Annotated in this window: 14 protein-coding genes; all 14 read right to left on the reverse strand. The window is 42.5% G+C overall.

The features are described from left to right. Positions 1-45: 45 nt before the first annotated feature. The 14 genes from HMPREF9124_RS06860 to mutS all read right to left on the reverse strand — a co-directional run bounded on the left by HMPREF9124_RS06860 (position 46) and on the right by mutS (position 17278). Positions 46-570, reverse strand: coding sequence for a cell division protein SepF (locus tag HMPREF9124_RS06860; RefSeq protein WP_009429958.1), 525 nt, complete (start codon positions 568-570; stop codon positions 46-48). A 90-nt stretch (positions 571-660) separates the two neighbouring features. Beyond that, a complete protein-coding gene (locus HMPREF9124_RS06865; RefSeq protein WP_009428106.1) occupies positions 661-2046 on the reverse strand; it encodes an HlyD family efflux transporter periplasmic adaptor subunit in 1386 nt (461 codons plus the stop codon). Between the two features lie 2 nt (positions 2047-2048). Beyond that, positions 2049-2468, reverse strand: coding sequence for a hypothetical protein (locus HMPREF9124_RS06870; RefSeq protein WP_009428269.1), 420 nt, complete (start codon positions 2466-2468; stop codon positions 2049-2051). A 75-nt stretch (positions 2469-2543) separates the two neighbouring features. Beyond that, positions 2544-3563 carry a D-alanyl-D-alanine carboxypeptidase family protein gene (locus HMPREF9124_RS06875; RefSeq protein ID WP_009427770.1) on the reverse strand — a complete coding sequence of 340 codons (1020 nt, stop codon included), beginning with the start codon at positions 3561-3563 and terminating at the stop codon, positions 2544-2546. Beyond that, complete coding sequence (locus HMPREF9124_RS06880; RefSeq protein ID WP_009428727.1) at positions 3545-3937, reverse strand: methylglyoxal synthase; 393 nt, start codon at positions 3935-3937, stop codon at positions 3545-3547. The genes HMPREF9124_RS06875 and HMPREF9124_RS06880 overlap by 19 nt, the downstream gene beginning before the upstream one ends. Positions 3938-3949: 12 nt before the next feature. Continuing rightward, a complete protein-coding gene (locus tag HMPREF9124_RS06885) occupies positions 3950-5083 on the reverse strand; it encodes an FtsW/RodA/SpoVE family cell cycle protein (RefSeq protein ID WP_009427667.1) in 1134 nt (377 codons plus the stop codon). A 12-nt stretch (positions 5084-5095) separates the two neighbouring features. Continuing rightward, positions 5096-7966, reverse strand: a complete 2871-nt coding sequence (locus HMPREF9124_RS06890) for a penicillin-binding transpeptidase domain-containing protein (RefSeq protein WP_009429797.1) — start codon at positions 7964-7966, stop codon at positions 5096-5098. After that, positions 7963-8496, reverse strand: a complete 534-nt coding sequence (gene mreD / locus HMPREF9124_RS06895; RefSeq protein ID WP_009429346.1) for a rod shape-determining protein MreD — start codon at positions 8494-8496, stop codon at positions 7963-7965. The genes HMPREF9124_RS06890 and mreD overlap by 4 nt, the downstream gene beginning before the upstream one ends. After that, the gene (mreC, locus tag HMPREF9124_RS06900) at positions 8486-9346 is read right to left on the reverse strand and encodes a rod shape-determining protein MreC (protein WP_009428627.1); all 861 of its coding nucleotides are present in this window, start codon (positions 9344-9346) and stop codon (positions 8486-8488) included. Before mreC ends, mreD begins: the two co-directional genes overlap by 11 nt. Continuing rightward, positions 9346-10035 carry a RadC family protein gene (gene radC / locus HMPREF9124_RS06905; RefSeq protein WP_009427965.1) on the reverse strand — a complete coding sequence of 230 codons (690 nt, stop codon included), beginning with the start codon at positions 10033-10035 and terminating at the stop codon, positions 9346-9348. Before radC ends, mreC begins: the two co-directional genes overlap by 1 nt. A 136-nt stretch (positions 10036-10171) precedes the next feature. After that, complete coding sequence (locus HMPREF9124_RS06910) at positions 10172-11452, reverse strand: methionine gamma-lyase family protein (RefSeq protein WP_036597709.1); 1281 nt, start codon at positions 11450-11452, stop codon at positions 10172-10174. Beyond that, entirely contained in the window at positions 11401-12375 is a 975-nt protein-coding gene (gene miaA, locus HMPREF9124_RS06915) for a tRNA (adenosine(37)-N6)-dimethylallyltransferase MiaA (RefSeq protein WP_009429726.1), read from the reverse strand. Before miaA ends, HMPREF9124_RS06910 begins: the two co-directional genes overlap by 52 nt. Positions 12376-12443: 68 nt before the next feature. Continuing rightward, on the reverse strand, positions 12444-14558 hold the full coding sequence (mutL, locus tag HMPREF9124_RS06920) for a DNA mismatch repair endonuclease MutL (protein WP_009429954.1): 2115 nt from the start codon (positions 14556-14558) through the stop codon (positions 12444-12446). Beyond that, positions 14555-17278 (reverse strand): DNA mismatch repair protein MutS, encoded by a 2724-nt coding sequence (mutS, locus tag HMPREF9124_RS06925; RefSeq protein WP_009428123.1) that lies wholly within the window; start codon positions 17276-17278, stop codon positions 14555-14557. The genes mutL and mutS overlap by 4 nt, the downstream gene beginning before the upstream one ends. Positions 17279-17378 lie beyond the last annotated feature (100 nt).

The following is a 17378-nucleotide window of genomic DNA, read 5'->3' on the forward strand; positions in this document are numbered from 1 at the left end:
TAAAAAAAGGCATATCCTTTTCGGGATATGCCTATATACTTTTTATTATCTAAAGTTTAAAGCTCCAAAAGTACCTTCCCCATCTCCTCCAAAACCTGCACCGGAGAATTCACCGGAAAGATGAATTTCTTCAGGACTGATAATAAAGATATAGGTGGAAATCTTCTGCAGATTTCCATTAATGGCATAGGCTGTTCCACTCAAAATATCAATAATTCTCTGTGCAACCTCAGTATGTAAGCCTTCCATATTCAGCACAACAGCTCTTCCGCTAAGAAGATAATCGCAAATCTCTGTTGCATCTCCCATGGAATTCGGTTTAATCATTGTAACTTCCATGCTGGCTCTTCTTTCATTTGTATTGGACTTGGCTTTACTGAAAAAACGAATCTTGGGTTCAGCTTCTTCCTCCTCATCAACTCGTCTTCCAAAGAAGGAAGGCTTCCTCGGTGCTTCTTCTTCCTCTTCTTCGTACTCGTCGTCGAAGTCATAATCATGATCTAAATCATAATCATCATCGCTGTCTCTATTCAAATTCATCTTTGTCATAAGGTTACTTAAAAAGCTCATACTAATCTCCCAATATCGGCCATGTTAAACAAGATAATTTTACTCAATTTCCACGTAAAGTCAAGCTTGAAAGTTTCCTGCGATCATTTTCTATTGAAAGATCAGTTGGCCGTCACTCACCATATCTCCCTGTAATACAATATGATCGTAAACCTCAATTCCCGAAGAAGTATTCTTCTCTACTATAATATATTCGTCATTTTTTTCCAATGGAATAATCTGTCGAAAAACAGCATATCCTTTGTTAATATTATACACACCTTCCAAAGATTTTGTAGGGCCGATACTATAGGAATCCGAACTTCCCTCTTTCCGTAGTACGTCTCCCGTTTTCAAAACATGACTGTCTTCATCTTTAGGAATACTGATATAGGAAAACTGCTGATCTTTCCGATAAATCTCTGTGGCAATAAACTTAGTGCTTCCGTCACTCTCCTGCCTGTAAAATCCCTGGCTTCCGTCTGCCGAAACAGCCAGAAACTCATTTGGAATAACGTAGAATTCTTTTTGAACCACTGCGGATGCCGGAATTTTAAGTCCGCTTTCTTCCTTTTCTTTGAGAGAAAATTCGACAAAACGATCCTCCAGGAAATAATCTATATAATTCTTTAATTCTACCTTTCCGTAAAGCGCTCCGTCTTTTCCGTGAATAAAAAAGAGTTCTCCGGAAAGTTCCAAATCCGGATTGGAAAAGGAAAGTGTTACTTTGTGACGATTTTCCAAATTATTCCGCTCTTCCTCCGTTAAGGGAAAGACTAAACTCCAGTTCGAAGAAGAAATGATTTTATAGATTTCCGTTCCTTCCTCTACACGATCTCCGCCATGGATATATACCTTCTTTCCATTGGCATTTCGAAAAGTATCTGCCGAGAGATCCTCCTCTTTCCAGTTTTCATAGCCATCCAAAATATAGGACACTACGCCGGCTTCCTTGGCGTTTTCGACGGTATAAGAAATTCCCAGCTGATTTAAAATGCTGTTTAAATACTTTATTCCATCCTCTCCGGAAAATGCCAGATTATCTCCATCCATTCCTGAAGGAAAGGCATAGAGAGAATAAAACTCGTCATCTCGAAAAGAACGAGAGAAGCTTTCCAAACGATTTCGAATTTCCATGATTTGTTGTTCACTTAAATTCTCTTGCAGCTCAGGATGATCCGAAAGATATTTTTCCAAATTTCCGGTTTCATCCAAGGTATAAAGCTCCGCCCCCTTGGAAACTCTTCTGCCTTCCGATACCGTAAAATGAATATAACCGCTTTTAACCGCATTATAGGCTTTTTCTTCTCTCAATATCAGTCCGGTATACTGATTTTCCCGAACCAAGCTGCCTTCTCGCACTTCATAAAAACGAATTTGATCTCTCCTCAGAAAAGATATAACACTAAAAAGAATATAGAGAGCAATAATCATAAAGATTACTCCCTCTATATTGAAAAAACTTCTTCTTTTCTTTAAATAACTGCTATTTGCCATAATTAAAGTGCTAACGCAATATGATCCTTTAAGTCTGCAGGAACCTCATCCGGACTCATGGATAAGCTGCTTACAATATTTACTTTATACTTATCGGAAAGCAAATCCAGCTTTCTGATGCAATCAGTAATAGGCTTTCCCTCCAGAGAGGCTAATTTCAGAAAACTGTCGAGAAAAAGATATTCTAAATCATGATCTTGAGAAATAATACCGCTAACAAACCCGATAAAAGCGTCTTCAGAATCCAATTGAAACTCATTTACATTGATTAAACGAATTTTATTATTCAGTTCATACATATGTTGAGCGGAGCGATCCAGAAAATCGACATTTCCCTTCGCTTCTTTGACAGTAGAATTCGCTTTCTCAATCAGCTGCTTTGTCTTTCCTTTTCCTCTTTGTCCTACAATAAATTGAACCATTTGCATTTCCTCCTTGACAGAACAAGAATTTTACTTGCGTTTAAACTGCTAAAACTTATAAAAAGTATAGTACATTCAAGAAATCTTATCAAGCAAGATTGTCATATTTTCATAAAGAATGTCTTTTGTATCCGCTTTCATAACGATAGAAAAATAGTCCAAATCACTCCCCGTCTTCTCCGTATTCAAGGCCAGACAATAACCGGCTTCTTTGGTCGTTCCTGTTTTGGCTCCCATTATTTTTAGGCCCTCCGGCAGCTCTTTTTCTCCGGTACTGTAAAGATTTGTTGCTTTCCATACCTGCGTTTTTCGCGCTCCGTTCCGGTCTTTATAGACAACTTGGTATTCTTTTGTTCCTAATATTTCACGCAAAACTTCATGTTGCATTGCAGCACGAAAAATCAAATAAATATCATACGGAGAAGTATAATGATTTTCATCCGGAAGCCCGTGAGGATTGGTAAAATGGGAGGACAGGGCACCAATCTTTACCGCCTCTTCATTCATTTTCTCCACAAATGCATCGACAGAACCGCAACTTGCTTCTGCAACCGCAACGGCAGCATCATTTCCGGAAGGAAGTAGCATCCCATACAGTAAATCTTTAATTTTCAAACTTTCTCCGACCTGCAGAAAAGCGGTGGAAGACCCGCTTACCTTTATGGATGAAGCAGAAGAAATCACAAATTCCTGCTCTAAATCCTCAACTGTTTCCACACAAACAAGTGCAGTCATCAATTTTGTAATGCTGGCAGGATAAACTCTCTTGTATGGATTTTTATAAGAAAGAGCTCGGTCGGAAACGGTATTGCTTTTTTCTACCAGCAGAAAGCTCTCGGTATCCATCTCCTGCTCGTTATAGCTTTGATCCACAGGTATCGCAAGCTTTGCAGCAAAAGATTGTGCGGTATGATTTGCCTCCGTACCCCAGGATAGAGAAGTCAGCCTTTGTATACACTGTTCTTCCGAAAAGGCTTTCTCCGGTTTTCTTTCGCAAGAAACACAGAAAGACAGAATCAACAATAAAATTAACCATAGAAAAAAAGGAGTAGAGACTCTACTCCTGCGAAAAAACTTTAGCCTATATTTCTCCACTCCAACTCTCCTCTTTCCAATGCATGAATCAACAGCTCAGCAGTAGCAAGATTCGTCCCGATGGGAATATTGTACATGTCACAAAGTCGAATAACTTCTGTAAGTTCAGTCTCCCCGTCCGCTTCAGGAGAAGGGTCTCTTAAGAAGATAATCATATCCAGATTTCCCTGTTCAATCTGAGAAGCAAGTTGTCTTACCCCGCCGGTTTCTCCCGGTAAAAACTTATGGATCTTCAAGTTGGTCACTTCTTGTATTAAACTTCCGGTTGTCCCTGTTGCATATAAATCGTGTCTGGTCAAAATTCCTCTATAAGCGATACAAAAGTTCTGCATGAGCTTCTTCTTAGAATCATGCGCAAGCAAACCCACTTTCATCTCCTACTCCTCCTATGTTTTTCTTTGCAAAGCAACATTTAAGACTATTCCCAACCCGAAATAAACCGAAAGCAGGGAACTTACGCCTCTGGAAAAGAAGGGAAGCGTAATTCCCGTGTTAGGGAAGAGTCCTGTTGCAACTGCAATATTTGTATAGGTTTGGAAACCAATCCAAGCCATTACCCCCACAGATATTAATCTTCCGCTTAATGTTTTAGCCTTGTAAGCTATTATAAGGCATTCCAGAATAATCAACAAGAAGAATATAATAATTATTATTGACCCTCTAAATCCTAATTCCTCTCCAATTACCGCAAAGATAAAGTCATTGTCTTCCTCAACCAGAAAGTTTCCGTTCTTCACGGAGAAAATGGAGTGGTTAAAGAGCCCCTTTCCCTTAAACATTCCGGACCCGATTGCCATAATGGAATACATTTGCTGGGCAAAATCATTGGAATTCTCATCAGGGTGCAAAAAGGTCAGGATTCTTCTGACTTGATATCCCTGCAAAATCGGAATCTTATCGTATAATCCCGAAGAAAAAAGATAAAAAAGCAAAGCCAGAGCTATAAGCGCAATTCCGACAAAAGCCAGAATATAGCGTAACTTAAGCGGAGAAGCAAAAGTCATGGCAAACACGGTTACCGTCATAATAATAGCCGTGGAAAGATTGGGCTGAATCAAAACCAAACCAACCGGTAAGAGTAGGTATAATGCCTCCATAAGCAGTCCGTGAGGGGTATTAATGTCTTCCTTAACCCTTTGTAAATAGTCCGCAAAAAATAGAATCAAGGCTACCTTCACAAATTCCGCAGGCTGTATCTTTCCTAAAACAGGTACCGTAATCCATCTCATTGCACCATGTCCCGATGCGGTTCCGTATATTCGAACACCGGCCAAAAGCAGAATGGATGCTGCATATAGATAAGGAGAATACTTACAAAGTTTCCTATAGTCAAACAAGGAAATACCGATACTCATAGACAGGCCGACAAAAGACCCCATGATTTGTCTCACAACCAGAGTGTCTTTAAAGCTTTCCGCAGAAATAGCGGACCGCACAATAAAGACACCGGCGGTATTTAAGCAAATCATTAAAAACAGGAGCCTAAAGTCATATTGTTTAAAATCGTAATCCAACTTCATATCTTCTCTATCCTAATCACTCACAGTCAAAGAATTGATGTTACTTGCATCTCGAGAAAGGATTGTGTCCATACTTAATTTTCCGAAGCAATAGTCATACACCATATTGGCAAGGCTGGCCGCATTACCGGAAGAATAACCGTAAGGAATGTTCACGGTTACGGAGATTTCAGGGTTATCATAAGGAGCATAAGAAACAAATACGGCGTGATTTCCTCTGTCCTCTCTCTCCTGGGCAGTACCTGTTTTTCCGGCCACAGCTATATTTTGTCCGATAAATACACTTTTTGCCACACCTTCGGTAATCACCTTTCTAAGCCCTTCATGTACCGCATTCCAGGTCACATCACTATAAGAAAGGGTTTTTTCGAGTTCCGGACTCCTCTCTTCTACTGCATTATTCCGGGGATCTTTGATTTTATCCACAATCGATAATTTATAAAGAGAACCGCTGTTTGCTACAGCCGTAATGTAGCGGGCTAATTGCGCCGCATTAAATGCATGATTGGCCTGTCCCATTGCGGAACGTTCCGGGTCATACGTAGAAATTCTGGGTTCCGCCTCATCCAGTTCCACGCCCGACTTCTCATTTAAACCGAAGTCACTCGCATATTTTCGAATTCTTTCCATGCCCAGCTCTGAGTTATAATTTCCCTTACTGTCCGTCGCAAGACGATGGCCCAAATCGGCAAAGAAATAGTTACAGGAATTCTTGATTCCGTCTACCAAGTTCTCGTTTCCGTGTTGAGAAGGCCAAATCCAACAACGAATATTCGGTGTTACTTCTTCATATTTTCCGGTACAATCAATAATTGTATCGGTATTGATTACCCCTTCCTCAAGCGAAGCGATAGAACTGATCGGCTTAAAGGATGAACCCGGTGCAAGCTGTGTTTGTGTTGCTCCGTTTAATAAGGGGAGGGAAAGATCTTCATTGCATTTTTTCAAATAGGCGGCATCGCTGATTCTGTTGTTATCAAAACCGGGGTATGTGACAAGTGCACGGATTTTTCCGGTCTTAACATCCGTTACCACGACTGAACCGTTACAGGGGTCTAAAGCCAGCTGTGCGGGAGTAAGCTCAATTTTCCTGATTTTATCCAACAGGAAGGTAAAAGCCGTATGGGCATCGCCGGCAGCCAGGGCCTGGTAAGAAGCATCATCCTGTGTCAGTACATTTTGCTCAAAAAGAGCTCGGAGAAGCAGATTTCCGGAAATAGTCTGTTTTGCAATAGCATACTTATAAAGCAATTTATCAAACCCGGCATCACTTCGCAGATATTCCATGATTTTCTGTACAAAAAGGGCATAAATCTCATTCGTATCGGAATACTCCGTATTTAAAGACAACTTTCTGGTATCAATCCAGCCTTCCTCAATGCCTTTCATCAGAAAATCATGAAGAGAGATGGCATCATTTTTCCATTGTGTATAAGCCGAAGAGGATTTATATCTTGTATCTTCCGGATCCACAATTTCTCCTTTTTTACTGAGTAGATAATCATAAATATAGACCATGTAGGCCTGCAATTCCTGCGGCAGTCCGGAAAGTTCTCCTCCGTTTTCTTCATTTAAAATGGTCTCTATTTGAGAAAGCATCTCCTCCTTATTCTGCTTAAAACGAGAAGCTATCTCCTTCTCCGCCTCACCGGCCTCTTCTGTAAAAAAGTGATCCTTATTTAAGACGTTGTTGTTAATCAGTTGATAATAGGCGTCTTTTACCGGAATCATGAGCTGCGATTGTTTAATCTTACTTTGATCCAAATCATTATTTTCTGTCAGCTTGGAGGATAATATTCCGGCAAGTTCCTGTTCCAGAAGATGATAAATGGAAATCTGATCATTTGCGGAAATAGTGGTATAGATATCATTTCCGGCCATGGGTTTTTCTTCGGAAATCACTTCCATAATACTTCCCACATTGTTCAGATACATTTCCTTATATCCTTTTTTCCCTTTGAGAATCAAATCCTCACTTTTTTCCAGTCCCCAAACTCCCACGATATCATTAACCTCATAGGAATCATCAATCTTTTTTAAATCGGACAGCTGCCCTTCCTGTACCTGTCCCGTATATCCGACAATATGCGATAAATACGGCGCATAATTGTACTTTCTAACGGAAACATTTTCCACGTCGACTCCGGGAAGATCATACTTCGACTCCAGTATTTCAGCCATGCATTCTCTGGAAATATTCTCTACAATGTTTGTACTCATATAACGTTGATACGAGGTAAGGCGCAAAGTATAAATAATCCCAATCATATCCAAAGCAGTTCTGTCCGAAAGAGAAATCGGATTTCCGTTCTCGTCCGTCAGTTTGTTGAAATGATATAGTTTTTTAGCCTGTTCAAAGCATTCCTCCGCTGTACTGTTCCGCTCCTTCTCACTTAATTTATCGGGATCCTTACGAAAGACATTGGCCAGAAGCCGAAGCCTGTCCTGGTCGGACGATGTCGCATAACTAAAGCTCCCGTCTTCGTTGAGTATTACTTTAAACTGGCTTAAAATCGGATACTGATATTTTTCTATGATTATGGCCAGTTTATGCAACATTCTGTTTCGATTGTTGATTCCCTTCGGGGTCGAATTAAAAGCACCCGTATCCGCTATGGTAATGTTGTACTGTAATTCATTGTAAGCAAGCAGTTTACCGTCTTTATCGTAGATATTCCCTCTTGTTCCCGGAAGCACCAGATTTTTTCTGGTACTCTTCAAATGACTTTCCAGATAGCTCCGGCCCTGCATAATCTGCATCTGAAAAAGATGGATACCCAGTACGGAAAAAAGACCGGTAAAGATAAGAGCCAACGCGAAAAGACGGGATGAAAAAAGCCTGGAAAACAGTTCCTTAATCAAGCTGTATATTTCTTTAATCATAGCGCTTTTTCCTCCAATTGTTTGCTTGCACTAAAGAAGAAACGGTACATAATCAGCGTCAGTAAAAACGAAAAAACGATGGATGGAAGAACGATATGTACAGCGTAATAAGGAAGATTCCATTTTCCACGAATCAAAAAACGTAAAAGATAAATATAGCTGTGGTAGGCTAAACCGCTTAAGACACAAAGAAACAAGGGAAGCTGAATGTACTCCTCGTAATAAAAAGCATGAAAATATCCGTTTACATAACCGATAAAGACAAAAATCAGGGAATAAAAGCCGAAAGGCCCCGAATAAAACAAGTCCATAAGAAGTCCTGCAGCCAAACCGTAAAGCATCCCCGGAAGGGAGCCATAATAAAAGCCGAAGGAAAAGCAGAGAATTAAAAGAAGGTTTGGACTTGCGGAAAGAAAAGGGAGCAAAGGAAATACACTGGTTTGCAGTAAAAAAGCCAGAATCAAAAGAACAAAATAAAACAAAAATTGGGTATGGTGTTTTTTCTTTCTTCTAACAAATTTATTCCCCAACGTTACTACTCTCCTTTTGGAAGCGATCATCCTTCCTGTCTGTCAACACCAGAACTTCCTGTAAGTTTGTAAAATCGGCAGCCGGAATCAGATAACCGTTTTTCATCAGCCTTTTCTCATCCACCTCTATATCAATTGCGAATCCGACAAGGATTCCCGGAAGAAACTTGGAAGAAATATTGGAAGTTACGATACGGTCTCCATCTTGAATCACCGCATCTTTCTTCATATTGGTGATACGCAGTCTTCCTTCTTCATATAGCCGTAAATCCCCTGCTACAATACAGGTATCACTGGACTGAATTCCCATACAGGAAACTCTGGATTCATCATCGATAATGGAACGAACCGTGGCATAATTTAACCCCACATCCGTGACAATTCCCACAAGACCGCCCTTTGCCATGACATTTTGATCTACCTTGATGCCATCCTTTGAGCCTTTATCGATTCGAAAGACCTGAAACCAATTTTCCGAGTCCTTCGCAATAACTCTGGCCGCAACCTTCTTGTACTGTAAATACTCCTGATCCAGGCTGTAAAGTTCGCGCAGTCTTTGCAGCTCTTCCTCATTCTGTTTTAGAATATTATTCTCTTCCGTAAGCGTGTCGATTTTGGCTTGCAATTTCTGATTCTCCGCTTCCGCTTCCACAAGACTTTTATGCTTTTCCCATTGTAAATACATACCTCTACCGACACGGTTCACACCGGATTGCATGGGAACCAGAATGGTTCCTACCGCATTTCTCAAGGGATTCATCAGACCGTCCTTAATGGAAGACAGAACCACCATCATAATGCAGAGCACGGTAAGAAATATAAAGATGTATCTGCTCCTTCTATTTTCCACTAAAACTTCCCCTGTTCTTTAAAACTATAATAACGATTATCTCCAATAATGATATGGTCCACTAAGGGAATCCCCATATATTCTCCTATCCTTCTGACCGAATCCGTAAATGTCTCGTCTTCCTTGGAAGGTTCCGGGTCTCCGGAAGGATGATTGTGTACTAAAATAATACAATTGGCCGCAACCATCAAGGCTTCACGGAAAAGCTCTCTTCCCGAGATACTTGCGGAATTTCCGCTTCCCTTTGCCAGAAAATGTTCCTTTATAAGTTTCGCTTTTGTGTCCAGATACAGTACACGAACCTCTTCATGATCCAAGTAACGCATCTCTTCCTTAAAGTATAAGAGAACCTCATGTGGGGAACGGAAGCATTGCACTTTATCGCGAATTCTGCTGTTCCAAATCCGACGTGCAATCTCCCCGATGGCAAGAAGTTCTACCGCCTTAGTCGTTCCGATTCCTTGTATTTGTTTAAGTTCCTGCAAGGAAAAGTGCATGAGTCCGGTAAGACCCTTACAACATTCTCTTAGATGAAGAATTTCCTCGGAAAGCTCCAAAACCGAAGCATCTTTTCTTCCTGTACGAAGAATCAGGGCCAAAAGCTCCGTATCGCTCAAGGCGGAAAATCCCCTTTGACTTGCCTTTTCCCTTGGCAATAGATCCTGATAGTTTTTCCATTCTTCTTTCATATTTTCCTCCTTTTTATGGAGGAGTCTACAGAGGTTTTATTTTACCACGAAAACGAAGCTTTGCATAAAAACTTTTCTTAAGCTTTATTGCATAAAATGCTTTCTGCCCTATTCCGGTAAAAGCAAGGATAAAACATCAAAGTTTTATAAAGCCTTTTTTATACATGGTGTCCAAGGCCTTAATGACACCATACTTTCCATGCGGGAAGGTCAAACCGCCTTGGAAATATACGGTAAAGGGAGGACGAATCGGAGCATCTGCGGAAAGCTCAATACTGGAGCCCTGTACAAAAGCTCCTGCCGCCATAACGACCTGATCCTCATAGCCCGGCATGTCATCCGCTTCGGGACGCACAAAGGCATCTACAGGCGCTGCAGCCTGTATGCCCTCGCAAAAGGCAAGAAGTGCTTCCTTACTGCCCAGTGTAATCGCCTGAATAATGTCCATTCTTTTCGTATCTGCCGCGGGATGGCAGGAAAAACCCACTTTTTCAAAAAGACTTGCCGCAAGAATCGCTGATTTTTCCGCGGAAGCGGTCACGGTCGGTGCAAGGAAAAATCCCTCAATGAGATCTTTATTTAAGTTCAAAGACGGTCCCTGCTCTTTTCCGAGTCCGGGTGCATAAAGACGAACCGCACATCTCTCGATGCATGCCTTGGTTCCGGCAATGTAGCCACCGATAGGAGCGAGTCCGCCACCCGGGTTCTTGATGAGGGATCCCACAACCATATCCGCTCCGAAGTCACTAGGCTCCTCTGCACAGACAAACTCACCGTAACAGTTATCCACCATACAGATAAGATCCGGCTTAATCGACTTTACAAAGCGGATGATTTCTCCGATTTCCTCCGGACTGAAGCTTTTTCTATCGCTATAGCCCTTAGAGCGCTGGATCTCCACAAGACGCGTTTTTTCATTGATGGCATTTTTAATGCCTTCCCAGTCAAAACCTCCGTCCGGGAGTAAATCCACCTGCCTATATCGGATTCCGAATTCCTTTAAAGAACCTAAGGATTCCCGGATTCCGATAATCTCTTCCAAAGTATCGTAAGGCTTTCCGACCGGAGAAAGCATTTCCTCGCCCGGACGAAGATTGGCCTGTAAAGCAATAGCAAGAGCATGTGTTCCGCAGATAATTTGTCCTCTTACCAAGGCATCCTCCGTATGAAAATAGGCGGCATAGGCCTCTTCTAAAGCATCTCTTCCCGCGTCATTATGACCGTAACCGTTTGTTCCCGTAAGATGTGCCTCGGAAATCCCCGCCTTTTGCAGAGCGGCAAGCACCTTTAATTGATTTAACTCTGCAATTTCATCTATTCTTTTAAATCTCTCCTCAAGGCTTTTCACCACAGACTCGCTGTAGTCTATGACCTCTTTAGAAATCCCCATTTCGACATACATTTCTCTATAATCCATTCCGCTTCCTCCTCGCGACTTTGAAAATTTTCCGCTTCCACAAAAATAGTATTTTTTTCTCTCTTAAACCAGGTTAACTGCCTTTTTGCATAGTGTCTGGAATTTTGCTGAATCAGGGATTTGCACTCACTAAGACTGCATTCTCCTCGAAGATAAGGGAAAAGCTCCCTGTATCCTATTCCCTTAAAGCCCGGAGAATGCTCCGTATAGCCCTTTTTGTAAAAAGCTTCCACTTCCGAAACGAGGCCGTCTTGAAACATCTTCTCCACTCTAGCGTTAATGCCCTCATATAAGTCTTCTCTATTACGATTGAGAACCAGAAAAAGGCTGTCATAGAGTGCTTCTTTTTCCTTCTCCTCCTGATTATGCTTCGATATCGGACTTTTATGAAGATAAAAATACTCCAAAGCACGCATAATTCTTTGCCGGTTATGCGGATGAATTTCTTCTGCCGATACCGGGTCCACCCATTTTAATTCCTCATGTAAGGCTATACTCCCCCGCTCTTCCATCTCTTTTTCCAGTTTACTTCGAAGTCTTTCCTTTTCCTCTTCATCCTCTTCCTGAAAATCAATATCTCGCAGCATAGCCTGAATATAGAAACCGGTTCCGCCCACTAAAATCGGAAGTCTTTCCCTTTGGTAAATTTCTTCTACCTTCTCTCTGGCCATACGTTGAAAGGCACTGGCATCATAGTCTTCCTTCGGATCCAGGATATCCAAAAGATGGTGGGGAACCCCCTCCATTTCCTCTTCCGTGATCTTTCCCGATCCGATAGTAAGCCCCTTGTACACCTGTATGGAATCCGCGGAAACACATTCTCCGCCTAAGGCCTTAGCCACTTTAACGGAAATATCGCTTTTTCCTACGGCAGTGGGTCCCGCAAGAATCAATAGCGGTTTATCTTGTTGATACCGATTCATAGCCTTCCACTTTTCCTATCTCTACACAATTCTCTTAAAGATAATTTTCGAAATAATTTTAAACATCATTACACAATTCTCTTGAACATCTTTTCCAAATCCTGCTTCTTAAAAGCAACAATGGTGGGTCTTCCATGCGGGCAGGCAAAGGGATTCTCCAGCTGTAAAAGTTCTTGCAAAATGGTATCACATTCCGCTACGGAGATTTTTTGATTTCCCTTTACAGCCGCCTTACAGGACATGGAGGCAATCTTGTTGTATATACTTTCTCCCTCTAAGATAGCGGAATCCTCCATTAAGCCGTCTAAAATCTCGAGAAGGACTTCCTCCTGCCTCACGGTCGGAAAATCGACAGGAATCGCCGTAAGAGAAATCCCGTTTGACTCTTCCTCCCAAAGGTATCCCATCTCCAGAAATTCTTTCTTATATTCCTCCAAAACCTCTCTTTCTCCGGTAGAAAGATGAATCGAAAGCGGAATAATATTTTGACTGAAAACGTCCTTTTCTTTCTTCCGTCTCATCATACGCTCAAAATTGATTTTCTCGTGAGCGGCGTGCTGGTCCATGATGTAGAGGCTGTTTCCATACTCAATTAGCCAATAAGTCTGAAAAACTTCCCCGATAATTCTATGAGAAATTCTTGCCTCTTCCGAAAGGAAGGGGGCGGTAAACAGACTTTCCTGCCCTTCCTTCGTTTCTTTGGCTTCGTTACGTAAGTGTTCCCTCTCAGGACTCGGTGTATTATCTTTTTTCTTTTCCTGAAAAGCTGTATCGAAGACTTTGTCTACTCCAAACGATTGCGAAGAAACGACATCTTCTTTCAGAGTAAAAGTTTTCTCTGATGCAAAACTGTTCTTTTCTTGAGAATAGCTTCCCTCCTGAATGGAATTTAGCCCCTTTGTAAGATCGAATTCTTCATAACGTACAGGCTGCACCGGCTTCTCTAATACTCCGGCCTCCTGTTTCTCCTCTTTTTGACGAAAAACCGTTTCAGGATAAGTGATATCCTTTGGTACTTCCGACGCCCTATCCTTCACCAGTCCCTGCACCCTATCCTTCGTCAGTCCCTGCGCTCTCTCCTCCGACTCCTTCCGAAGTAGAAGCTCCGGCTGAAATTCCGCCTTCTTTTTCTCCTCTTTTAAGAAGACAGAGAGCGGATTCTCATCGATAAGGTTCGCTTCGGAAAGCGTTTTATTGACCGAATTAAAGACAGCCTGATAGATGCTGTCTCTGTTTTGAAAGCGTACCTCAAGTTTCTGCGGATGAACATTCACATCCACTAAATTCGGAGTTAAATCCAGAAAAAGAATGGCAAAGGGAAACTTGTGTTGCATTAAAAAAGGTTTATAGGCATCTTCCAGGGCACGGCTTAATAGACCGTCATGCACAAAACGCCCATTGACAAAAAAAAGTTCATACTGTCGATTTGCTCTCGTAATACTCGGTCTTCCGAGAATTCCCCGGATATGCACGGTCGGCATCCCGGTGATTTTTGAGGGATAATACGCCCCTTCTAAAGGGAGACTTTCCTTACTCTGCTCTTTCCCGTAAATGCTGTAAACCACATCTTCAATACGAGGGGAACCGATGGACTGAAAACGGGTCTTTCCGTCTCGAATAAAGTGGAAGGAAACGCGGTGGTTCGCTAAGGCAAGCTTCTCCACCATATCCTCCACTCGATTACTCTCCGTACTCTCACTGTATAAAAATTTCTTTCTTGCCGGCACATTAAAGAAGAGGTTTCGAATAATAAAGCTGGAGCCGTCCACTCCCGCAACTTCTTCGACTTCTCCCATTTCTCCGCCGTGAATTTGTATTCTATGGGCAAAGAAATCTTCTTTCGTCTTCGTAATCAGCTCCACATCGGAAACGGCGGCAATCGAAGACAGCGCCTCACCACGAAAGCCGAAGCTTAAGATACTGTCGAGGTCGGAAAGGTTTCGAATCTTACTCGTTGCATGGGGAAGAAAGGCATTTACAATATCGTCCTCCCCGATTCCTTCTCCGTTATCAGTGACACGAAGATATTCTATTCCGCCTCCTCTTATTTCTACGGTAATCTGCGTAGCATGGGCATCGACAGCATTTTCCACAAGCTCTTTCACCATACTGCTCGGGCGCTCAATCACTTCTCCCGCCGCTATTTGATTTACCGTATCCGTTCCCAGTACATGAATTTTCACTGTAAAAGCTCCTTTAATTCAAACAAAAGACTGCAAGCCTCAAAGGGACTGATTTTCTCCGGAATGATACTCCGAAGCTTCCGAAGAACCTCCTCTTCCCCCTCGGTAAGGGCAGCTCTGTCTTCCAGTTTATTTAAGCTCTTAAGAAGCTTTGCCCCGGAGGTACCACGCTTTGATTCGCCGTTCTTTGATTCGCCGTTCTCGAAAGCACCGTTTTCCGCCTGCTTTCCGTACCCTCCCGAGTTATCGTCTGTTTCCAAGCCGCCTTCTTTAGCGACGATATTTTTATTTTCCTGCATAAAATCATTGTCCGATAAAAAGGCGGAAATCTCTCTTGCGCGGCTTAGCACGCCCTCCGGCACACCGGCAAGCTTTGCCACATCAATACCATAGCTTTCATCCGCACCTCCCGGAATAATTTTCCGAAGAAAGCTGATTTCGCCGTCCTTTTTGGAAACGGCAATGCAGTAGTTCTTCACATTGTTCAGCTTTCCTTCCAGCTCCGTAAGCTCATGGTAGTGTGTTGCAAAAAGCGTCTTCGCCTGAATATGTCTTGCAATATACTCCACAACCGCCCAGGCAATGGAAAGCCCGTCAAAGGTCGAGGTCCCTCTTCCGATTTCATCAAGAATAAGAAGGGACTGCTTTGTGGCATTTCGTAAAATGTTTGCGACCTCGCTCATTTCCACCATAAAGGTCGACTGCCCCTGCGCAAGGTCGTCCGATGCACCGACTCGGGTGAAAATTCTGTCGCAAATCGGAAGCTCCGCCTCTTTTGCCGGCACAAAGGAGCCGATTGCGGATAACAGCACGATAAGCGCGACCTGCCGCATATAGGTGGATTTTCCCGCCATATTGGGGCCGGTAATAATCGCAATTTCCTGATTTTCCTCCAAAGAGGTATCGTTTGGAATAAAATGCTCTTCCTCTAATAGCTTCTCCACTACAGGATGTCTTCCCTCTTTGATGAAGAGACTTCCGCCCTCACTAAGACGGGGACGAACATAATTTTCCTTTATGGCAAGCTTCGCCAAAGAAAGATAGGCATCCAAATGAGCAAGCTCTCTAGCTGTTTTCTGTATCCTCGGGAGCTCCGCTGCAATTTCCTCTCTCAGGGTACAAAAAAGGGCATATTCCAGATCCTTCAGCTTCTCTTCCGCACCGAGAATCCGATTTTGAAGTTCCTCGAGTTCCGTTGTGATATAGCGTTCTCCCTGAGCAAGAGTCTGCCTCCGGATAAAATAGTCCGGAATTTCTCCCTGATAGGCTTTAGAGACCTCAAAGCAATAGCCGAAGATACGATTGTACTTAATTTTTAAATTCTTAATACCGGTTTTTTCTCTTTCCCTTGCTTCCAGCTCCTGCAGCCATTCCTTGCCATTCACTCCGGCATTTCGGTAGTCTTCCACATCCTTACTGAAGCTCGCCTTAATAAGACCTCCCTCCTTAACGGATAGAGGTGGCTCCTCCACAATTTCTTCTTCGATTTTTCGGTATATATCCTCTAAACAGTCCAGCTCCTCCCTCATTTTCGAAAGAAGCGAGGATTGAAATGGTAACAGTGCCTTTTTAATATCCGGTAAATACTGAAGAGACAGCTTTAAAGCAAGAAGGTCTCTCGCATTTGCCGTAGAAAGACTGATGCGGGAAAGAAGTCTTTCTATATCGTAAATGCTGTCCAGATACTCTCGGAGCTCCTCCATATCGATATAATGCCCGTTAAATTCTTCCACGGCATCAAGTCTGGCCTCTATCTTCTTCTTATCCCGAAGCGGTCTTTCCAGAAAATGGCGAAGCATACGACTTCCCATAGCCGTTTTCGTGTAATCCAGTACCCAAAGAAGGGTTCCTCTCTTCTTTTTCTCCCGAAGTGTCTCCCACAGCTCCAAGTTTCTCTGACTGTAGCTGTCCACAATCATATAGTCTTTATTTTGAAAATATTCTATTTTTCGAATATGCGTAAGCAGGTTCTTCTGTGTGTCATAAAGATAAGAAAGACAGCCTCCGAGAGCTCTTCTAAGATCCGCCTGGTCGGAAAGCCCGAGCCCCATGATAGAGGACTGAAAATGCGCCGTAATCAACTTATCCGCTTCCGTTAAGGAGAAAAACCGTTCTTCCTTTTCAGTAAGACTTATGCTAAAACGACTGTTTATCTGAGAAAAGAGCTCTTCTTCCTCTTTTAAAGAAGGATTCATCAGGATTTCCTTCGGAGAAAAGCGGGAAATCTCGTCAAGACATTCTTTAGACGAATCCACCGCTGTCGCATAGCATTCTCCGGTAGTGATGTCCACCGTCACAATGCCTCTTTTTTTCTCCCCCAAATAAATAGACATCAGGAAATTGTTTTTTCCTTCTTCTAAAGCCGTTTCCTCCGTCTGCGTTCCCGGGGTAATCACCTTAATAATTTCCCGCTTTACCAGTCCCTTTGCCTTCTTCGGATCCTCTACCTGTTCCCCTATCGCGACCTTATAGCCTTTAGAAACCAATTTACTGACATAGGAGTCAGCCGCATGATAGGGCACGCCGCACATGGGCGCTCTTTCCTCTAGGCCACAGTCCTTTCCGGTTAAAACCAGATCCAGTTCCTTCGATGCCGTAAGCGCATCGTCAAAGAACATCTCGTAGAAATCCCCGATTCTGTAAAAGAGCAGGGCATCGGGATATTCTTTTTTACTGTCTAAATACTGTCTCATCATTGGAGATAACTTACTCTCGTCCATTCCCCTAACTCCTTTACATCACTATTTTTTAATACATTCCGGTTCTTTATAAACATTATTTCATAAGGCAATTTGTCAGGAATTTATTTCTCAATAGAAA

Source organism: Oribacterium sp. oral taxon 108 str. F0425, assembly GCF_000214455.1.
Taxonomy (GTDB): Bacteria; Bacillota; Clostridia; order Lachnospirales; family Lachnospiraceae; genus Oribacterium; species Oribacterium asaccharolyticum.